The sequence below is a fragment of the Helicobacter ganmani genome (assembly GCF_003364315.1).
In the GTDB taxonomy this organism is placed as follows: domain Bacteria; phylum Campylobacterota; class Campylobacteria; order Campylobacterales; family Helicobacteraceae; genus Helicobacter_D; species Helicobacter_D ganmani.
This window is the reverse complement of the sequence record NZ_NXLS01000004.1, coordinates 78,053-97,503: the sequence shown is the minus strand read 5'-3', so window position 1 is coordinate 97,503 and position 19,451 is coordinate 78,053. Positions and strand designations below refer to the sequence as shown.

The 19,451-nt window shown below is 37.4% G+C and carries 16 protein-coding genes; 10 read left to right on the top strand and 6 right to left on the bottom strand.

All coding sequences use genetic code 11. The features are described from left to right. Positions 1-103: 103 nt before the first annotated feature. The 6 genes from CQA43_RS05185 (at position 104) to CQA43_RS05160 (ending at position 10,634) form a co-directional block, all read left to right on the top strand. On the top strand, positions 104-664 hold the full coding sequence (locus CQA43_RS05185; RefSeq protein ID WP_115551552.1) for a DedA family protein: 561 nt from the start codon (positions 104-106) through the stop codon (positions 662-664). Further along, entirely contained in the window at positions 665-4,135 is a 3,471-nt protein-coding gene (locus tag CQA43_RS05180) for a methionine synthase (protein ID WP_115551551.1), read from the top strand. It abuts the gene before it with no gap. A 240-nt stretch (positions 4,136-4,375) separates the two neighbouring features. Then, a complete protein-coding gene (locus CQA43_RS05175) occupies positions 4,376-5,764 on the top strand; it encodes a major outer membrane protein (RefSeq protein WP_115551550.1) in 1,389 nt (462 codons plus the stop codon). Between the two features lie 158 nt (positions 5,765-5,922). Next, positions 5,923-7,866: a penicillin-binding protein 1A gene (locus CQA43_RS05170; protein ID WP_115551549.1), complete on the top strand. Its 1,944-nt coding sequence runs from the start codon at positions 5,923-5,925 to the stop codon at positions 7,864-7,866. A gap of 47 nt (positions 7,867-7,913) precedes the next feature. After that, positions 7,914-9,617, top strand: a complete 1,704-nt coding sequence (locus CQA43_RS05165; protein WP_115551548.1) for an ABC transporter ATP-binding protein — start codon at positions 7,914-7,916, stop codon at positions 9,615-9,617. A 57-nt stretch (positions 9,618-9,674) separates the two neighbouring features. Continuing rightward, a complete protein-coding gene (locus tag CQA43_RS05160; RefSeq protein ID WP_115551547.1) occupies positions 9,675-10,634 on the top strand; it encodes a chemotaxis protein in 960 nt (319 codons plus the stop codon). A 59-nt stretch (positions 10,635-10,693) separates the two neighbouring features. Here CQA43_RS05160 and CQA43_RS05155 read toward each other — a convergent pair whose 3' ends face one another. Then, entirely contained in the window at positions 10,694-11,785 is a 1,092-nt protein-coding gene (locus CQA43_RS05155) for an ATP-binding protein (protein WP_115551546.1), read from the bottom strand. 97 nt (positions 11,786-11,882) lie between these two features. Between CQA43_RS05155 and CQA43_RS05150 the strand changes: the two genes are divergently transcribed. The 4 genes from CQA43_RS05150 to CQA43_RS05140 all read left to right on the top strand — a co-directional run bounded on the left by CQA43_RS05150 (position 11,883) and on the right by CQA43_RS05140 (position 14,986). Then, on the top strand, positions 11,883-12,557 hold the full coding sequence (locus CQA43_RS05150) for a response regulator transcription factor (RefSeq protein ID WP_115551545.1): 675 nt from the start codon (positions 11,883-11,885) through the stop codon (positions 12,555-12,557). Further along, entirely contained in the window at positions 12,557-13,858 is a 1,302-nt protein-coding gene (locus CQA43_RS05145) for a sensor histidine kinase (protein WP_245944226.1), read from the top strand. The genes CQA43_RS05150 and CQA43_RS05145 overlap by 1 nt, the downstream gene beginning before the upstream one ends. A 256-nt stretch (positions 13,859-14,114) precedes the next feature. After that, on the top strand, positions 14,115-14,282 hold the full coding sequence (locus tag CQA43_RS09710) for a hypothetical protein (protein ID WP_245944225.1): 168 nt from the start codon (positions 14,115-14,117) through the stop codon (positions 14,280-14,282). Between the two features lie 65 nt (positions 14,283-14,347). Next, the gene (locus CQA43_RS05140; protein WP_245944224.1) at positions 14,348-14,986 is read left to right on the top strand and encodes an FkbM family methyltransferase; all 639 of its coding nucleotides are present in this window, start codon (positions 14,348-14,350) and stop codon (positions 14,984-14,986) included. Positions 14,987-15,301: 315 nt separating this feature from the next. Here the strand turns inward: CQA43_RS05140 and leuC are convergent, their stop codons facing one another. The 5 genes from leuC to CQA43_RS05115 are packed head-to-tail and all read right to left on the bottom strand — an operon-like array spanning position 15,302 to position 19,442. Further along, positions 15,302-16,567: a 3-isopropylmalate dehydratase large subunit gene (gene leuC, locus CQA43_RS05135; RefSeq protein WP_115551543.1), complete on the bottom strand. Its 1,266-nt coding sequence runs from the start codon at positions 16,565-16,567 to the stop codon at positions 15,302-15,304. 15 nt (positions 16,568-16,582) lie between these two features. Then, positions 16,583-17,197 (bottom strand): ATP phosphoribosyltransferase, encoded by a 615-nt coding sequence (gene hisG / locus CQA43_RS05130; RefSeq protein ID WP_115551542.1) that lies wholly within the window; start codon positions 17,195-17,197, stop codon positions 16,583-16,585. Then, entirely contained in the window at positions 17,194-17,832 is a 639-nt protein-coding gene (locus CQA43_RS05125) for a type III pantothenate kinase (protein WP_115551541.1), read from the bottom strand. The genes hisG and CQA43_RS05125 overlap by 4 nt, the downstream gene beginning before the upstream one ends. Before the next feature lie 7 nt (positions 17,833-17,839). Beyond that, entirely contained in the window at positions 17,840-18,862 is a 1,023-nt protein-coding gene (locus CQA43_RS05120; protein WP_245944223.1) for a hypothetical protein, read from the bottom strand. Further along, a complete protein-coding gene (locus tag CQA43_RS05115; protein WP_115551540.1) occupies positions 18,849-19,442 on the bottom strand; it encodes a tetratricopeptide repeat protein in 594 nt (197 codons plus the stop codon). The genes CQA43_RS05120 and CQA43_RS05115 overlap by 14 nt, the downstream gene beginning before the upstream one ends. Positions 19,443-19,451: the final 9 nt, after the last annotated feature.

Sequence of the window (19,451 nt, the reverse complement as noted above, 5' to 3'; positions counted from 1 at the left end):
CTTTAGATTCCATTACTAAAAGATAATTTAGCAGAATTTATCACAAAAAAGACAAGATTTTGCTAAAGTTTTACTTTTGATTCGTTAAAACTTAAGGAAAACAATGCAAGAAACGATAGATTTGATTGCGAAATATGGCTATGCAATTTTATTTTTATACTCTCTTGGCGGTGGATTTGTCGCTCTTATTGGTGCAAGTGTTTTGAGTTTTGCAGGCAAAATGGATTTAAGCCTTAGCATTTTGGTTGCTTGTGTGGCAAATTTTTTGGGAGATTGGTTACTTTTTTATCTTGCGCGTTATCAAAAGGCAATGATGCAGCCTTATCTTGCGTCTCATCGGCGTAAATTGGCATTGGTGCATTTGCTTATGCGTAAATACGGCTCTCTTATTTTGATTTTCAAAAAATACATTTATGGCTTAAAAACGCTTGTGCCACTTGCGATTGCGCTAACCCCTTATTCTTTGATGAAGTTCAACCTTTATAATGCCATAGGTGCGGTGATTTGGAGTATTAGTCTAGGAATCGCTGGATATTTTTCAGGAGGAATTTTAATCAAAGGATTTGAGATGATAGGAGAGTATCCCGCTCTTGCCCCCGCGTTTATTGTTGTGTTGCTAGGTGGGCTTTGGCTTTGGCTAAGTCGTGCGACAAAAAGGATTTAAATGAAGATTCAAGAGTTATTAAACAAGCGCGTTTTGATTCTTGATGGCGCAATGGGGACGGAAATCCAAAAAAGAGAGATTCCAACTTGGGGAGAAAATAAAAGAGGTGAGAAGTTAGAGGGTTGTTCAGAAGCTCTAAACCTCTATGCTCCCGAAGTGATTACGGGGATTCATTCAAGCTATTTGCAAGCGGGAGCAAATATTCTTAAAACAAATACTTTTGGGGTAATGCCTTGGGTTTTGGCAGAATATGGATTGGAATCCCAATGCAAAGAGATTGCGGCTTTGGGTGTTTTGCTTGCAAAGTCTTGTATCAAAGCGCACAAGGCACTAGAGAATCAACAAAATGCGCTATTTGTCGCGGCTTCTTTGGGTCCTGGCACAAAGTTGCCAAGCTTAGGACATATTGATTATGACACAATGTTTAGCGGGTATTGTGAATGCGTGGAGGGTTTTAAGGAAGCGGGCGCAGATGTGATTTTGCTAGAGACTGCGCAAGACCCTTTGCAGATTAAAGCTGCATTGCACGCGTGTAAGGCGATTGCCCCTAAGATTCCTATAATGGTGTCTGTTACGATTGAGACCAATGGCGCAATGCTGATTGGCACAGACATTACGACACTTTTCCATATTTTAGAGCCTTTCTCTTTGCTTTCTTTGGGAATGAATTGTGGGCTTGGACCCGATTTGGCGCGACAACATTTGCTTGCTTTAAGTGAAGTGTGTAAATTTCCTCTCTCTATCCATACAAACGCTGGACTTCCACAGAATCGTGGAGGAATCACTTATTATCCTATGGAAGCAGAGGAGTTTAGTGAGATTCAAAAGAGTTTTTTAGAAATTGCGGGCGTTGCTTTGCTTGGGGGTTGTTGTGGGACAACACCAAAACATATTAGGCTTTTGGTGGAGAAAACAAAAAATGCGATTCCATTGCCACCAAAAGCTGAATATAAACCAAGCATTGCTTCGCTTTTTGGCGCAGTAGAGCTTCATCAAACGCCTGCTCCCTTGCTGATTGGCGAACGTTCTAATGCCACTGGTTCTAAGGCGTTTCGTGAATTGTTGCTCGCAGAGGATTATGAAGGGGCATTGGGTGTAGGAAGTGCGCAAGTGCGGAGTGGTGCGCATTGTTTAGATGTGAGCGTGGCATTTGCCGGGAGGGAAGAGGGCAAGGATATGCGAGAGTTGATTTCGCGCTATGCCACAAAGATTCCACTTCCTTTAATGCCTGATTCTACGCAAGTCAATGCGTTAGAGACTGCATTGAAGCTTATCGGCGGACGCGCAATGATTAATTCTGCGAATTTGGAGGAGGGAGTTGAAAAATTTGATAAAGTTGCGAGTTTAGCAAAGAAATTTGGTGCGGTTTTGGTGTGTTTGAGCATTGACGAGCAAGGAATGTGTAAAACTTTTGAGCGCAAAGTGGCGTGTGCGCAAAGAATGATGGAACGCGCAAGGAATGTGCATCATCTGCGCGAAGAAGATATTATTTTTGACCCGCTTACCTTTACGATTGGGAGCGGAGACGCAGAATATTTTACCGCAGGGATAGAGACACTAGAGGCGATAAGAGAACTCCGCGAACTCTATCCAAAAGCCGGAAGCACTCTAGGGCTTTCTAATATTTCTTTTGGTTTAAGCAAGGAGGGGAGGATTTGCTTAAACTCTGTTTTTCTTTATCACGCGGTTGTAAAGGGCTTAAGTAGTGCAATCGTGAATGTTGCGCATTTGATTCCTTATGCGCAAATGGACAAGGAGGATATTCAAATTTGTGAGAATTTGATTTTTAATTCTTCACGCACAAGCGAGCCTCTGTATGCGTTTATCAAGCATTTTGAAAAGAAAGCAGGAATGCGGATTCAAAACAGCAAAGAAGAAGAAAATCTAAGCGAAGAAGAGAGAATCGCAAAATATCTTATCAATGGGGATTTGAATGCGATGCAAGAGCTTTTGCCGCAAGTAAAAGAAAGAATCGCACCAGAAAAAATTATCAATACAATTCTTATTGACGCAATGAAGATTGTGGGTGAGAAGTTCGGCAAGGGCGAAATGCAGCTTCCTTTTGTGCTTCAGAGCGCGGAAGTGATGAAAAAAAGTGTGGATTATCTGAATGCTTTTTTGCCCAAAAAACAAAGTTCCCATAAAACTACGATTGTGATTGGGACGGTCAAGGGTGATGTGCATGATGTAGGTAAAAACCTTGTAGATATTATCCTTACCAACAATGGTTTTAATGTGATAAATATCGGAATCAAAGCGGAATTAGAAAGGTTTATAGAAGTGATAGAATCCCAAAAGGTAGATTGTATCGGTATGAGTGGTTTGCTTGTAAAATCTACCCTAGTGATGAAAGAGAATTTAGAGGAGCTTAAAAGACGTGGAATCACGATTCCTGTTATGCTTGGTGGTGCGGCACTTAATCGCAATTTTGTGGAGGAATATTGCAAGCCAAATTATGACGGAATCCTGTTTTATTGTAAAGACGCTTTTGATAGTGTGGCGGCAATGCAGAAAATCCAAAGTGGAGATTTGAGTGATTTGAGTTTGCCAAGTGATAAGGCGCGTTTGCGAGGAGAAAAGGTAGATAAGGCAAGCAATCAAGAAGTGCGTTTGGCAAAAAAACTCGCCAAAGATTCCACAAAATCCACAGATTCCGCTTGCGATTCTGTGTCAAAGCCTACAAAGTGCGAATTAAACTTTGATTATCTAAGTTATCAAGCACCCTTTTTTGGGCGCAAGTCGTTGCAGCTAAAAGAAAGCGAATTAGAAGAAGTCTTTGCGTTTGTGGATAAAGACTTGCTTTTTAAACATCGTTGGGGATATAGCAAGCTTAAAAAAGAGGAATATTTGGAGCTAAAGCGGAAAGAATTAGAGCCTTTGTTTGAAAGCCTTAAACAAGAATTGCTAGAACAAAGAATCTTTGAGCCTATTGTGCTTTATGGGTATTTTCACACGCGCACCAAAGAGCCTAAAGATTTGGAGGAGGGTTTGATTTTGGAGTTAAGCCCGGATTGTGCCTTTAAGGAATCGGAGATATTTTTGTTTCCACGAAGTCGCAAAAAGCCTTATTTGTGTTTAAGCGATTATTTTAATCCAAAGGGTGATATTTGTGCTTTACATTTGGTCTCAAGCGGGCATAATCTTGCGCCTTTTGAAAAGAAACTTTATGAGGAATCGCAATACCATAAATATTACTTGGTGCATGCTTTGGGAATGGATTTGGCAGAAGCATTGGCGGATTTCGTGCATATGCGCGTGCGTAAGGAGCTCGGGCTAGATTCTAAATGTGGAGAACGATATTCCTTTGGCTATCCTGCGTGTCCAGATTTGGCATTAAGTGAGGGGTTGTTTAGACTGCTCAATCCGCAAGAATTTGGCATTACTCTAAGTCAAACTTACCAAATGACGCCAGAAGCGACAACTTCCGCTCTGATTGTGCCACATTCTGAAGCAAAATATTTTGCGCTTTGATTGTGCGTCCTTTTTGGTTTAGACGATAGATTGCCACGAAAATTTTGCAAATTTTCTCGCAAGGATATATTGCCTCGTCCTTGCGAGGTGAAGCCAAAGCAATCCAAAATCTCGCAAAGACAAAAAGCTAACCACATAGAATCCAAAAATCCGTTAATTTAAGTATAATTTAAGTATAATTTAAGTATAATTTAAGTATAATTTAAGTAATCTCACGCCTTTAACAATCAAGGAGTCAAAATGAAATTTTTAAAACTTAGTTTAGCGGCGTGTGTCGCGGTATGTGGAATCGCAAGTTCTGCAAGTGCGCAGGATTTGGAAGAAGCAATCAAAGGAGTAGATGTCAGCGGAATGTTGCGTTATCGTTACAGAGACGACAGATACACCGACAGAAACTATGTCAAAGACAACTCGGATAAGGGAGCTGCAAGACATCAATGGCGTGCAGATGTGTTATTTAAAGTGCCGGTTGCAGATTATGTTGCAATGAATCTAGGTGTGCGCTATCATAACCCAGAACAAAATGTAAATCACGGAAACACTTATCCCGGTCTAGATAAGGGCTTAGGTTCAGGAAAAGATAGTAGCTTTGGTGTGGGAGATTTCAATGTCGTGATTACTCCAGATTTCACCAATACAACAATTAAAGCAGGGAAAATGATTCTTACCACTCCTCTAAACGACCCATTAGATGATAGAGGAACAGGGATTTTGGCGATGAATTCAGACATCAATCATTGGACATTTGTCGGAGGTGCGTTTGATTCTTGGAGTATTGATGATTTTCAACCGGGCTATGTTGGTGCAGCAGCAGGCAACAATACCGGAGGTTCTATCACTAAGCCACTCTATACGCTTGCAGCATTAGGAAACTACGAAACAAGTGTGGGAAATGTGGAAGCGCAAGTTTGGGGATTTAAAATTGAGGATATTTTAGATAGCGGAATGTTCTTACAATTAGGCTTTAATAACAGCCTTTTTCATATCACAGGACAATATGCGTTTGCAAACTTGGATAATGATAGAAATCATATTCTTGCAAATCCAGCAGTTTATGGCGACAGAGTGCGTGGCGGAGCAGACCTTTATACTTTAGAAGCAGGAGTGCGATTCCACGATTACAATGTGCCACTTGCATTAAAGCTAGGCTATATGGGTAATACACAAGATTCTTATGCAGTATCTTTGGATAATGAGGGAAGCTTTAATAAAGTAGGGCAAACTTGGTTTGAAAACAATGCCACAGGTATAAGCATCTCTACACTTCCAATTGAGGGACAATCAATGCCTAACAATCATCAAGGCAATTCGCTTAGTGTTTTCTATGGTAGCTTGAATTATGATATTTTGGATAATCTTAATGTTGGGATTGAATATGTCAATGGGACAAACGAGCTAAAATATAGTGCGACAAACAGAGGCGATATTGATTTCCAAGAAATCACTCCTGTGGTGCGCTGGCAATATAACAAAAACTTAGCTCTTAGTGCGTATTATGCAATGCTCACGACTGATAGGGATAAAAATGTAACGCCAAAGCATTCTGATGAGAATGGAAATAGTATTTTTGGTGATAGAGATTCTGAAGACAGAAACCGCTTGCAAGTGGAAGTGCGCTATACTTTCTAAAACCTGCCGAGATTCTATTTTCATAGAATCTCGCAATTCTACATACCTCACAACTCAATAAATCAAACCCTAATAACAGAATCTTATCTCTTAAAACTCGCCTTTAGAATTTCTATGTTAAAATTAATACTTTATTATTTTTTTGATTTAGGTTATTTATGAGTTTTGTAAAAGTTTTTTTAAGAATTTTGGTTGTTCTTGGGATTGTTTTTGGAATCGGAATAGTAGTTTTTGTGATTCAAATTTATTCTGAAATTCGCAACGATACAGACAAGATTATTAACTATCAGCCACCTATTGCCACGCAGATTTTTGATAGACAAGAGCGATTGGTTGCAAATCTTTTTGACAAAGAATTTAGATTTTATGCGACTTTTGAGGAGATTCCACCGCGCATTGTGGAGGCTCTTTTGGCAATTGAGGACACTTTGTTCTTTGAGCACCCAGGCGTGAATATTGACGCAATCATTCGCGCAATGCTTAAAAATATTAAAAATGCGCGCTATGCAGAGGGCGGAAGCACAATCACGCAGCAACTTATCAAGAATCTTGCCTTGACGCGTGAAAAAACAATCGAGCGTAAAATAAAAGAATTTCTTTTAGCCTTGCGTTTGGAGACAATTCTAACCAAAGAAAAAATTTTGGAAGTTTATTTGAATCATACTTATTTTGGGCACGGATTTTATGGAATCAAAACCGCAGCACTTGGATATTTTCGTAAAAGTATGGAGGATTTGACGCTAAAAGAAATTGCAATGCTCGTTTCTTTACCACGTGCGCCAAGTTTTTATGACCCAACAAAAAATTATGATTTTTCTTTGGGGAGAGCAAATAATGTTTTGCAAAGAATGTATGAAGTGGGGTGGATTTCACAAGAAGTGCTAGATTTGTCTTTGAGTGAGCAACCCAAGGTCTATAACGACACATTGACAAAAAATGTTGCCCCTTATGTGGTAGATGAAGTGCAACGGCAGTTAGTCGGGTTGGAGGATTTAAAAACTGCCGGATATAAGATTTATTTAAACATTGATTTGGATTATCAGGAGATTGCGCAAGAAGCATTGTATTTTGGGTATGAGCAGATTCTATCGCGACACAAAGAAGATGAGGCGTTAAAGGAAAAACTCAATGGTGCTTTTGTGGTGTTGGAGAATAAAACAGGGAAGGTTCTAGCACTTGTGGGAGGGGTGGATTATCAAAAAAGTAATTTTTCACGCGCGACACAAAGCAAACGACAAATTGGCAGTAGTGTCAAGCCCTTTTTGTATCTTAGTGCGATTAATTCCGGCTTGGCTCAAAATTATCAGATTCCTGATATTGCCCGCACTTATGAATATAGGGTGGGTAATGTGCGTAAAAAATGGCAACCAAAAAATTATGGAAGTTCTCTAAGCGGTTTTATTTCGCTTAAAACTGCTTTGACGAAATCACTGAATCTTGCGACGATTAATCTTGTGGAGGAAGTGGGATTTGATAGAATCTATCGGGAGATTTTGGATTATGGGTTTGAAAATGTGCCAAAAGACTTGACGATTTCTTTAGGGAGTTTTGGAGCTTCTCCGCTTGAAATGGCAAAAAATTTTATGGTGTTTTCAAACTATGGAAAAGTCATCACACCAATGTTGATTGATAGAATCGTGGATATGCAAGGAGATGTTGCTTATTTTAGCGGAGAGGAACGCGAATTAAGCAAACCCAAACAAAGCTTTTTGATTGTGGATATTTTGCGAAATGCGATTAATCAAGGCACAGGTAAGCGTGCCAAAGTAGAAGGTATTGAGCTAGCAGGTAAAACAGGCACGACAAACGATAATGTAGATGCGTGGTTTTGTGGATTTTCTCCTAGCATTGAAGCCATTGTTTGGTATGGCAAAGACGACAATACACCGATGGGATATAGCGAAACGGGAGGTGTCGCTCCGGCACCCGCCTTTTCTTATTTCTTTGACAAAATCTTAGAAATTGACCCCGGATTGGAACGCAAATTTATGATTCCACAAGGTGTGCAAAGTCAGATTGTAGAGGGAGAGAGAGTTTATTATACTGATGAATCGCCGATTAAATATCAACCAAAAGTTAATCACGACACGATTATTTTTTAGTATGAATTTGGCTATGAGCTTGAAAATTCATTGAAAGGAATCTTCATTTGAAACAATTTTTTAGATATTTTTTACCTTATGTTAAAAACTATAAATTATATTTATTTTATTCTATTGTTGGCACGATTCTAGTCGCAGGTGCAAGTGCTGCAAGTGCTTATCTTGTGAAGCCTGTATTAGACGATATTTTTATCAAAAAAGACACGACAATGCTTCAGATTCTACCTTTTTTGGTTGTGTTGGCGTATTTTGCCAAAGGTGCTGGAGCGTGGATTCAAAGCTATTATATGAATTTCGTAGGGCAAAACATCGTGCGTCAGCTAAAAGAGACTCTTTTAGAAAAAATTTTGACTTTTGAAATGGATTTTTTTAATCGCTATCGCAAAGGAGAGTTAATCTCACGCGTTATGAATGATGTTAGTGCAATACAAAATGCGATTTCAAGCTATCTAGTGGAGGGTGTTAAGCACGGGCTAACTATTCTTGGATTGGTTGGGGTGGTGATTTATCAAAGTCCGGAATTGGCGTTTTATGGTCTTGTCGTAATGCCTTTGGCTCTTTATCCTATATCACGAATCGCAAAAAGTATGCGAAAAAACTCTAAAAAATTGCAAGAAAAAAGTGCAGATTTGTCCTCTAAATTGATTGAGATTTTTAATAATATGGAGCTTATCAAGGCAAGCGCAGGTGAAAAAATGGAATGTCAGCAGTTTGCAAATTACAATAAAGAATGGTTTAAAATTTCAATGAAAACCGTGAAAGTCTCTGAACTCACTTCCCCTTTAATGGAGACTTTAGGCGCGATTGCGATTGCAGTTGTCATTGTAATTGGTGGGCATAAAGTCATTGAGGATGAGATTTCCACAGGGGCGTTTTTTTCTTTTGTTACGGCGCTTTTTATGCTTTATACTCCTTTTAAGGCTTTAAATAATCTTTATGGTAAATTTCAAATTGCCTTTGCTGCGAGTGATAGGATTCTTGAAATGTTGAATCGTCGCGCAAGAATTCAAGATGGCACAAAGGAGCTTACAACACAAATACAAAAGATTGCGTTTAAAGATGTGGATTTGTTTTATCAAGAGAAACAAGCCTTGCATAATATTAATTTGGAAGTCAAACGAGGAGAAAGCATTGCATTAGTCGGAAGCAGCGGTGGAGGAAAAAGTTCGCTTGTGAATTTGCTTTTGCGACTTTATGAGCCAAACTCTGGAGAGATTTGTATTAATGATGCAAATATTCAAGATTTTACACAAGCAAGTTTGCGTGCTAAAATAGCAATTGTAACACAAAGGATTTTTATCTTTAATGATAGCATTGCGCAAAATATTGCTTATGGGAGTGAAATTGAAGAAGAAAAAGTCAAACTTGCTTTGGAGCAAGCAAGGATTTTGGAATATGTAGAATCCTTGCCCGATGGAATCCATACAATCTTAAATGAGTTTGGTGCAAATTTAAGTGGCGGACAACGTCAAAGAATCGCAATTGCACGCGCACTTTATAAAAACCCAGAAATTCTTATCCTAGATGAAGCCACGAGCGCACTAGATAACAAAACGGAAGAAGAGTTTAGGGAAGCCTTGAGAGGATTATTAGAGGATAGAATTGTGATTATCATTGCACATAGATTTTCTACGGTTTCTCTAGCGCAAAAAATTTATTTTTTCAAAAATGGAAAGATTATCGCCAATGGAACGCAAGCAGAATTATTTGAAAAATGTGAATCCTTTAGAGAATATTACAAAAGTATCTAAAACTTTTATCCGCTTTATGTTATAATAGCGGAAATTTTTAAATTTAAGGTTTTGGAAATGTCAAATTTGTCCAATGTTGATCAAATAACCAATCTGCACAGAAACAACGAATTGCAGCTCCTATGCTTTCGGCTTGAAAAAGATAAAGATTTGTATGCGGTGAATGTATTTAAGATTCGTGAAGTTGTCAAATATCGTGGGGAAATTACGGTGGTCTCTCACGAGGGAAGTTCCTTAGTAGAGGGATTGATTACGATTCGTGAGCTTACGATTCCTTTGATTGATTTGCGTAAATGGTTTTATTATGATTCAAGAGATAAATCAAAAAATCTTGAACCCTATGCGATTAGACGCACTGCAGGTGATGATGAAGTGATTATGATTTGCGAGTTTTCTAAATGGACGGTAGGAGTTAGAATCTACGAAGCAGATAGAATTTTAAACAAAAAATGGACAGAAATTGAACAGAGTGCAGGGATTGGAAATTCTGGTTTAAATAGCAAGTTAGTCAGTAGGACGCGTTATTTTGATGGACGCTTAGTGCAAGTGGTAGATATTGAAAAAATGCTTGTAGATGTATTCCCGTGGATTGAAACCGAAAAGAATGATGAGATGAATAAGATTAAACAAATCATCACAAACAAAGAAGTTTTACTCGCAGATGATTCACCAAGTGTTATTAAGACAATGCAAAATATTCTTAAGAAAATTGGCGTTGCGTATAAATCTTTTGTCAATGGGCAGAAATTGCTTGATTATGTTTTTACCGAAGGGACAGATGTTTCTAAAATTGGAATTATCATCACAGACTTAGAAATGCCAGAAGCAAGTGGATTTGAAGTCATTAAACAAATCAAAGCAAATCCATTGACTTCCAAGATTCCTGTGGTTGTAAATTCCTCCATGAGTGGAAGTAGCAACGAGGATATGGCGCGCTCACTCAATGCAGATGAGTTTATTTCAAAGTCAAATCCGGTAGAAGTAGAGGACGCCCTACGAAGATTTATGCTAAAATAGTCATCTAACCTTTCGTAAGCCCTTTTTGGCTTATTTCTTTCTGCGCCACAAATATCCGATTAGAAAAATTTAGGCAAGGAATCTTGCAGGGCAAAATCTTTAAAAGGTAAGACTTGATAGGGTGTGCCTAGGTTTTCGCCTGATTCTTTATGGTTAAGCGATAGGATTAAGAAAGAATCGCAAAATTCACGTTCTTTGGTAATTTTGTGCAAACGAGATTCCAAAATATGGTGTTGAACAAAAGGCATACAAAGAATCCCAAGTGATAAATTAGGCAGATAGAAGTCTAATTTATCTGTATAAAATATTTCCTCTTTGAAATGATAAAGTAGCTCTAAAAAAACCATATTTTCAAACAATAATGCAAAATTGCGCTCATAGGAAATCGTATTTTTCAATGTGAAATCCCAAAAATATAATTTTTTGGGCGCAGATTCGTGCTCAAACTTGGTAAGCCAAAATAGTATTTTGCTTTCATTTAAGATTTTACAATATTCATAAAATCTATCTTTAGACAATTTTCCTTCTTTTTTAAGTTTGGTAAAAATTTGATGAATGGAAGCTTTTTGTCCTAAATGTAGAATGAGATTTTGCAAAATCCAAAAATTAATAGAATCTCCCGCGAGTATTTTTAGAAATTCTCCCTTTTTGTATTCGTTAAGATATTCCGCTTCTAGTAGATTTCCAAATTTTAAATAAGAATTTAAACTTTCATCAATAGGAGTTTTGTGAATCTTTGTAAATTCTTGAAAGGTGATGGGTGGAATCTCTACAAGATTGTAATTGAGATTTGTCAAAGGGGATTGCGAAATGATTGTGATTTGGGGTGTGGGAATGGAATCTAAAAGAGTAGGAGAAAAAAGAGAGGGGCTGAAATGGTCTAAGATAAAAATATCAATAGTTTCTTTTTGGAGAAAATCTAGAAGAGATTCTGAAATTTTACATTGGTTAAGATGAGAATCATTAAGGTTTAGATACATTTTTTTGGACGAGCTAAATTCTGCTTTAGCATAATGGTTAAGGATAATTTCTGTCTTTCCAATGCCCTTAGCACCATAAACACAAGTTTTATTATCCAATGTTAATGGCAGATGACGATGGATTTTGCTTAAATTTTTAGGATAGGATTCTAATATTTTTGCTAATTCCATACATTGCCCTTTTGATGTGATAGTAAAATTATATCGCAACCTCAATGAATTGAATCCATTTGCTTGTGGTATAATCCCTTGAAATAAAAGGATAGAAATGAAAGCAAAAGTTTTACTGCTTGAAGATGATATGGTGTTGCAAGAAATTATCGCGGAATGCTTAGAGGAAGAGGGATACGCAGTGGTGTGCTGTAGTGATGGCACAGAGGCTATGGACAAGGTCTATGAAGAACATTTTGATATTTTATTGCTTGATGTGATGGTTTCTGGACAAAATGGATTTGAAGCTTTGCGCTCTATTCGTCAAAGCGGCAAAGAGATTCCGGCAATTTTTATCACTGCTCTTAATTCTCTTAAGGAGCTTGAAGTTGGTTTCAAAAGCGGCTGTGATGATTATTTGCGTAAGCCTTTTGAGCTTTCTGAGTTGCTCCTTAGAATGGAAGCACAATTAAAACATTGTAAAAAGTTAGATATTTTTGAATTTGGTAATGGATATTGTTTTGATTGTGCGGAGGAGATTTTGTATTATCAAGGAAACATCGTTAATCTCCCCACCAAAGAAAGAGAATTGTTAAAGATTTTGTTGCAAAATGAGGGGCATTTTGTGGGTTTGGAACAAATTTATTCTGCACTTTGGAATTATGACAAAGAGCCAAGTGAGCTAAGTTTGCGTGTGTATATTAAGAATCTGCGTAGAATCATTGGCAAAGATAATATTCTCACAAGGCGCGGTGAGGGATATTGTTACCAACCTAGCAATATGAGAGAATAATGGAAGCAAGGAAAACAGCATTAAAGATTTTGGCACTTTATATCTCTACAAGTTTTGTTTTTTTAAGCATTGTTTTTTATGGTTGGTATCAGAAAGAAAAGGTTGCGATTTTGGAATCTAAGGCGATTGTATTGCGCGAAAATGCGCATACTTTGGCAATTAATTTTTATGAGAGATTGCAAGTGGATACGGGAAATATGCAAGATTTGCTGCATAGAATCGCAAAAGAATTTCAGATTCCTTTTATGGTTGTAACGCATAAGGGAGAAGTGGTTTTTAGTTCTTTATCCCGAGAAAAAAGCGAAGAGGAAGTTCAAGCAATTTGGCATACAAACGATTTAGATTTAATAAAGAGTAATCATCACGGCAGAATCGTTGTTGTAGAGGACAAAATCTATCTCATCACGCAAAGGGTAGGGGGGAGATTTTGGTATTTGTTTCATCAGAGAATGAAAGAAAAAGAGATTCAAAATCTTCATCAATTTAACCCACAAACAAAAAAGTTTTATTTAGTGCTTTTCTCTAATGGAATCAAAATAGAGATTTATAGGCTTTTGGGGCTGATGTTTGGAATCTTTTTGCTAGTATTAATTGCGATGAGCGTGATAGGATATTTTTTGGTATTGCTTAGCTTGAAGCCTTTGCGCAAAAAAATCCAATCTTTGGACGCGTTTATTAAGGATTCTACGCATGAGATTAATACGCCTTTGAGTGTGATTTTGATGAGTATTGAAAGAATTAAACCTAATGAATTGACGCCCTCACAATATCAAAAGTTTGAACGCATTAAGTTTGCGGCGCAAACATTGGGGAGAATCTATCAGGATTTGTTATTTTATAATTTTGATGAGGCAAGGGAATTAAAGCTTGAAATGATTGAAATGTCGCAATTAATAGACGAACGCATCGCATATTTTCAAGATTTTTTCAAGAAAAAAAATATTCAAATCGCAAAGAAAATTGAATTGCAAGACGCAAAAAGCTTACTAGAAGCGAATCGCAGTCATATTATTAGAGTGATAGATAATCTGCTAGATAATGCACTTAAATATACGGCAAATGGGGGATTGGTGAAAATCAAATTAACCCAAAAGAGTTTAAGCGTTCAAGACAATGGTTGTGGAATCAAAAAAGAGGATTTGGATAAGGTGTTTGAGCGTTATTATCGCAGCAATCGGAATCAGGGAGGATTTGGCATCGGGCTTGCCCTTGTGAAGCAAATTTGTCAAATCTATCATATTCAGATTGTTTGCAAGAGCCAAGAGGGAGAGGGAAGCGAATTTATTTTAAGCTGGAAATGAATCATTTTAGCTAAAATTTTATTTTCAAAGAAGATAAGATGTTAAAATATTATCAACATACGCACAATTTGCGCACGACTTATTTGTTTGGAATCCCGTTCTTTAGAAGGATTCGAAAGGTATATGGCGAGTCTGCAGGGGGGTATTTGTCCGCTATATTTATAAGTTTTTAAATTTTACATATTATAGGACACAGAGTGTTTTAGAGCCAAGTTTGCAAATCACTTTGATTAATTCGGAGTGGCAAAGAAGAATAATGAAGTTTTTGCTTGAATGCGAGGATTCTACACAGAAACTGCTTGCGTTTTGCAAAAACTTAGATGAAAAGAGTATAGAAAATGTGTTTAAGATTCTCTCAAGACTTAAAACGCACGAGGATATTACTACACTTACCCAGAAGAACGAGAGATTCGCCATAAGCTAAAAGAGGAATTTCACCCCCAAATCTTTGAGCTAAAAAAGGGCATTTTTGCCTATAATGGCTATTTCTTGCCTATTTATCACTTTGAAGTAGGGGTGTTTTATCACAAGCATAGCTTAAAAGAGGCGTTCTCTAAAGAAACTCTGCAAAGGATTAGACAAAAGGACATTATAGATGTCGGTGGTTTCATTGGCGATAGCGCCATTATTTTTGAGAGAGAATTTACAGAAAGAAATATTTATAGTTTTGAGCCTACGAGCAAGAATTACGCACTAATGCAGGAAACTTTAAGGTTAAATGATAGTAAAAGAATTATCCCCATTCATCAAGGGCTTGGAATAAAAAGCGAAAATCTAAAAATAAGATTTTTTGGCAGTGCTTCACATATTGATTTGCGGGGTCAAAGCGAGGATTTAGAGAGTATCTCTATTACAACATTAGATGAGTTTGTGCGAGAAAATAAGCTAGAAGTGGGGTTTATTAAGGTTGATATTGAGGGCTTTGAGCAAGAGTTTTTAAAGGGGGCTAGAGAGACGATAGAATCGCAAAAACCAGCAATGTTGCTTAGTATTTATCATAATGGAAGCGACTTTTTTGACATTAAGCCGATGATAGAGTCGTGGGATTTGGGGTATCAATTTAAGATTATAAAGCCCATAGATTATACGATAAGCATAGAAGCTGCATTGTTTTGTGAAGCGGTGTAGATTGTGGAATCTTAACCTAATATTTGTGTTTTTGTCGCATTTTTGCGTTTCTCGCTGCGCCATTATGGGTGTGAGTGGTGGTGTGTGGTAGGTATCTCCACCTCGTCATTGTGAGGAGCAACGCGACGAAGCAATCCATAATCTTGACAATGAAAAAATATTCAACTGCGAGATTCCAAATTATAGATTGCCACGACTTGATAAAACAAATCTCACAATGACAAATCCTAAACTTTGCTTTAACCTAGCATTATAGATTCCCGCAATTCTGCTCAACGCGGAATCCCGCAAGGGTAACTTGAAGTAAATAGAATCCTAAAGTCTAGGGTCGGCGATTTTTCCGATAATTGCGCTTTTTGCTGCGACAGCGGAATTTGCAAGATAAACTTCGGAATTACGCGCACCCATTCTACCGACAAAATTGCGATTCGTTGTAGAAACACAACGTTCATTGTCTCCTAGAATCCCCATATATCCACCTAAGCACGCACCGCAGGTTGGATTTGAAATCAGCGCACCCGCTTCTAACAGAATATCAATGTAGCCTAATTTATGGGCTTCTTTATAGATTTGTTGCGTGCCGGGTGTGATAATAAGGCGAACATCAGAATGCACCTTGTTGCCTTTTAAAATCTCACTTGCGATTCTTAAATCACTTAAGCGTCCATTCGTGCAACTACCGATAAAAACTTGGTCAATTTTCAAATTATCTTTGACTGCTTCAGAAATGCTTTTGCCATTACTTGGGAGATAAGGGTAGGCGATTACAGGTTCTAGCTTGCTAATATCAATGGTGAGAATGCGCGTATAATGTGCGTCAGGGTCAGAGAAAAATTCTTTTGGTTTGGCGCGTAAATTTGGACGATTCGCCAAAAATTCACGCGTAATGGAATCAGGAGCAATGATTCCATTTTTTGCCCCCGCTTCAATCGCCATATTGCAAAGTGAAAAGCGGTCGTCCATACTCAAATATGCGATTCCATCTCCGCAAAATTCAAGCGTTTGATAGAGCGCACCATCTACGCCAATTTGACGAATAACCTCCAAAATTAAATCTTTGCCATAGATATAGGGCGCAGGCTTGCCGACAAATTCAACCTTGATAGCACTTGGGACTTTAAACCAATTTCTCCCTGTAATCATCGCATAAGCCAAATCTGTGCTTCCCATTCCTGTGCTAAATGCCCCTAAAGCCCCGTGTGTGCAAGTATGAGAATCTGCACCGATGATGACATCGCCACTGACAACCAAGCCTTTTTCAGGCAATAACGCGTGTTCAATCCCCATATCTTTTTCGTCAAAATAATGCTTTAATTGATGTTTTTTAGCGAAATCACGACTAATGCGTGCCTGATTTGCGCTTGCAATGTCCTTTGTGGGAATGAAATGGTCCATTACAATGCAAAATCCATCGGGATTTGCAAGCTTTTGCGCTCCGCTTTGCTCATAAGCTTTAATAGAAAGTGGTGTTGTAATGTCATTGCCAATCACCATATCAATGGGAGAATCCACAATTTCTCCTGCATAAACTGCTTTTCCTATGTGGTCTGAAAAGATTTTTTCTGTAATCGTCTGCCCCATTTTGAACTCCTTTATCTAAGATTGAATTTGTGTTTTAAAAAATTTCTGAATCTCCAAAATTTCTAATTTTTGTGCATAAAAACTATTGGGATTTGCGACTAAATAAGCACTAATTTCCATAATTGTTTCATCAATTTTGAGGTTATTTTGGCGCATAGTATCTCCCGTCTCTACTAAATCCACGATAGCGTCTGCCATACCCACAAGAGGAGCTAGCTCAATAGAGCCATAAAGCTTGATAATCTCTACACTTATTGCCTTTTTGGCAAAAAAACTTTTGGTAATATTGACCATTTTGGTTGCAATTTTTAAATTTGGATTAGAAAAATCCAATGTGTAATGATTGGGAGAGCCAATAGCGATTTTGCATTTACCAAACCCTAAGTCAAGTAGGCGCACAAGCGAACTTTGCTGCTCTTCTAAGACATCTAATCCCACGACGCCAATATCTGCAGCCCCTCGCTCTACATAAACAGGAACATCTTGATTGCGCACAAGCATAAATTCAAATTTTTCTTTGGTTAAAATGAGTTTGCGGTCTTCAAAACAAAGCGATTCACCTATGAATTTTTCAAAAATTTGAAGTGTTTTGTCTGCGATTCTACCTTTGGGCAATGCAATTTTTATCATACATAAATTCCTTGTGAAGTGAAGTTTTCGTTGATGGCTTTTTGCATTCCTTTAAATACAAGTAAATCGTCATAAAAACAATCTTTGAAGAATCTTGAGAGAAATTTGCCATCTCCTCCCGTAAAGTGAATTTTTTTATTTTTGGAAGTATTTTTGAGCATTAAAAGGATAGAATTTAACATACCATAACTTACCGCATCCCTTGTATTTTGTGGAAAAGTATCCAAATCCACTCCCAAATTCATCTCGCAATCTAGCACAGAAATGCTACTAAACATTTTGCGATATTTTGCAATTCCGGGCATAATAAAACCTCCTAGATGAATGCCTTGCTGCATAATATCTACTGTAATGGCACTTCCTGCATCAACGATGACACCATCACTAATTGCCTTGCAAGCTGCGATTCTATCAATGCCTAAGCCTTTATAATTTGTATCAATGTTTAAATAAGGCGTCAAGTCAAAACAGCGAGGATGCGCATAAAGCAAGGTATTTGTAGAATCCTCATTGACGCTGATATACATAATTAGCTCTTTAGAATCCTTGGGGGTTAATTTGGTTTTTTCCTCTTTCCAAATTCTGCCGCGATAATAAAAGTGTAAAAAAGTGTTACCAATATCACAGAGAATCATTACGCCTCTATTCTACTTCTAAAATTTTGTTACCAATGAAAATTTTGCGCGTTCCAGAAAATATAGGATTTGTAATTTCATCTGGAAGTGTGAAAATAGAGCTATTTTGCAATTCATCGTCTAATGCGATGAGGTAGCCTCGTGTTTCTAAAATCACAATATTTCTTCCGTGATTTGCTGCAGTAAAATGTGCAAAAGGAAATTTGACGCGTCGTTTTTCGTTTAAATCTTGGTCTGTTAAGATGACTTCTCCCTCGCTTGTAAAGATAAAGATTCTATCCTCAAAAAACAAAATGTCTTTAATATTTGCATTAAAGGTGTTAATAACACTTGGGCTAACAGAGATAATGCGTTTAGGTGTGGCTGCAACCATACGATTTCCGATTGCTTCTAAGAAAATCACATTATTGAAATATTTATCGCCATTGACAACAATATTACGAATCATTTGCATATTGTTCTTGTCTATAATGACGAGTTTTCCATCTAAGGTTGGTATGACGACAATATCATTTAAAAAATATGGCGCGGCAATCAGTGTATTGTTGGTAGGGGCTAATGTGCTATCTTGCTTATAAGTGATTTGACTTTTATTTAAATCATAGAGTGCAAAAGTATTGTTATCAAAAATCACTGCGATGAGTTGTCCATACATAGAAGCACTGATAGGAGTGTTGTCAAATGCGATGGAAGTTTGCGTATGGTCTTCTTTGTTGATTAATAAAAGAGACTGATAGGCACTTGCTAAGTAATAATCTTCTGTTTGATTAAGATACCGCGCGTCTTTTGGGAGATAGACATTTGGGATTTCAGAATATTTTGTAATAAATTGTCCATTTTTTAAGGTTGCACCATCACGAACAAGAGAAACAATAGGGGAGGGAATAGAATCATTGAAGGAAATTTTACCTTTAATTTCTTCCTCTTTTGGCTCAAAATAATATTTAGAACCACACCCGCTAAGAGATAAAAATATAAAAAGACTCAAAAATAATAAAAGAGGATTCTTAAGAATATTACTTCTTGACATCATTGTTTCCTTGAATGCTCAAATGTTCTAGTGCATTGGCAAAATCTCTAATAGGAGAATCGTTTTGGATTTTGGATAAAATCACTTTTGCCTCTTTGCTTTTGCTTGCTTGAATCTCCAAAAATGCAGCTTGTAAATAACCAAAATCTCCAGATTCTTTGGAATCTAGTGTGTTTAAATCTTGATTCAAAGATGCGTTTTGCGATTTAGAAAATTGCGCGATAATAGGGTCTTTGCAGGATTCTAATTTTTTGAGAGTTTCTTTATCGTTGGATTCCAATGCCTTTTGAAAAAGATACAAATCATAAAGTCTGCTTTGAGAGTTTTTAAGCGAAATGATTGCATTTTCATCTCCCTTTAGAGCTTCTTCATAGAGATTAGAAAGTTTTTGTTGTTGATTTTCTTGATAATAATTGTTGCCCATATAGCCAAAAGCAAGCACAACAGTGCCAATCAATAATGCAATGAGTGGAATCTTGTAACGTTTAAACCACCCCTCAAAACGAATAAGGCTTTCTAGCATTTTTTCGTCGTTGCTCATTTCTTCTTTAATGAAATCTACATTTTGTTTTAGGCTCAAATTTTCTCC

What these genes read in the sequence shown, in the direction of transcription:
- CQA43_RS05185 (WP_115551552.1), top strand. Translation starts at nt 104, where the DNA reads ATGCAAGAAACGATAGATTTGATTGCGAAATATGGCTATGCAATTTTA.
- CQA43_RS05150 (WP_115551545.1), top strand. Translation starts at nt 11,883, where the DNA reads ATGAAAGCAAAAGTTTTACTGCTTGAAGATGATATGGTGTTGCAAGAA.
- CQA43_RS09710 (WP_245944225.1), top strand. Translation starts at nt 14,115, where the DNA reads ATGAAGTTTTTGCTTGAATGCGAGGATTCTACACAGAAACTGCTTGCG.
- CQA43_RS05155 (WP_115551546.1), bottom strand. Translation starts at nt 11,785, where the DNA reads ATGGAATTAGCAAAAATATTAGAATCCTATCCTAAAAATTTAAGCAAA.
- CQA43_RS05120 (WP_245944223.1), bottom strand. Translation starts at nt 18,862, where the DNA reads ATGTCAAGAAGTAATATTCTTAAGAATCCTCTTTTATTATTTTTGAGT.
- CQA43_RS05125 (WP_115551541.1), bottom strand. Translation starts at nt 17,832, where the DNA reads ATGATTCTCTGTGATATTGGTAACACTTTTTTACACTTTTATTATCGC.
- leuC (WP_115551543.1), bottom strand. Translation starts at nt 16,567, where the DNA reads ATGGGGCAGACGATTACAGAAAAAATCTTTTCAGACCACATAGGAAAA.
- hisG (WP_115551542.1), bottom strand. Translation starts at nt 17,197, where the DNA reads ATGATAAAAATTGCATTGCCCAAAGGTAGAATCGCAGACAAAACACTT.
- CQA43_RS05175 (WP_115551550.1), top strand. Translation starts at nt 4,376, where the DNA reads ATGAAATTTTTAAAACTTAGTTTAGCGGCGTGTGTCGCGGTATGTGGA.
- CQA43_RS05160 (WP_115551547.1), top strand. Translation starts at nt 9,675, where the DNA reads ATGTCAAATTTGTCCAATGTTGATCAAATAACCAATCTGCACAGAAAC.
- CQA43_RS05145 (WP_245944226.1), top strand. Translation starts at nt 12,557, where the DNA reads ATGGAAGCAAGGAAAACAGCATTAAAGATTTTGGCACTTTATATCTCT.
- CQA43_RS05180 (WP_115551551.1), top strand. Translation starts at nt 665, where the DNA reads ATGAAGATTCAAGAGTTATTAAACAAGCGCGTTTTGATTCTTGATGGC.
- CQA43_RS05170 (WP_115551549.1), top strand. Translation starts at nt 5,923, where the DNA reads ATGAGTTTTGTAAAAGTTTTTTTAAGAATTTTGGTTGTTCTTGGGATT.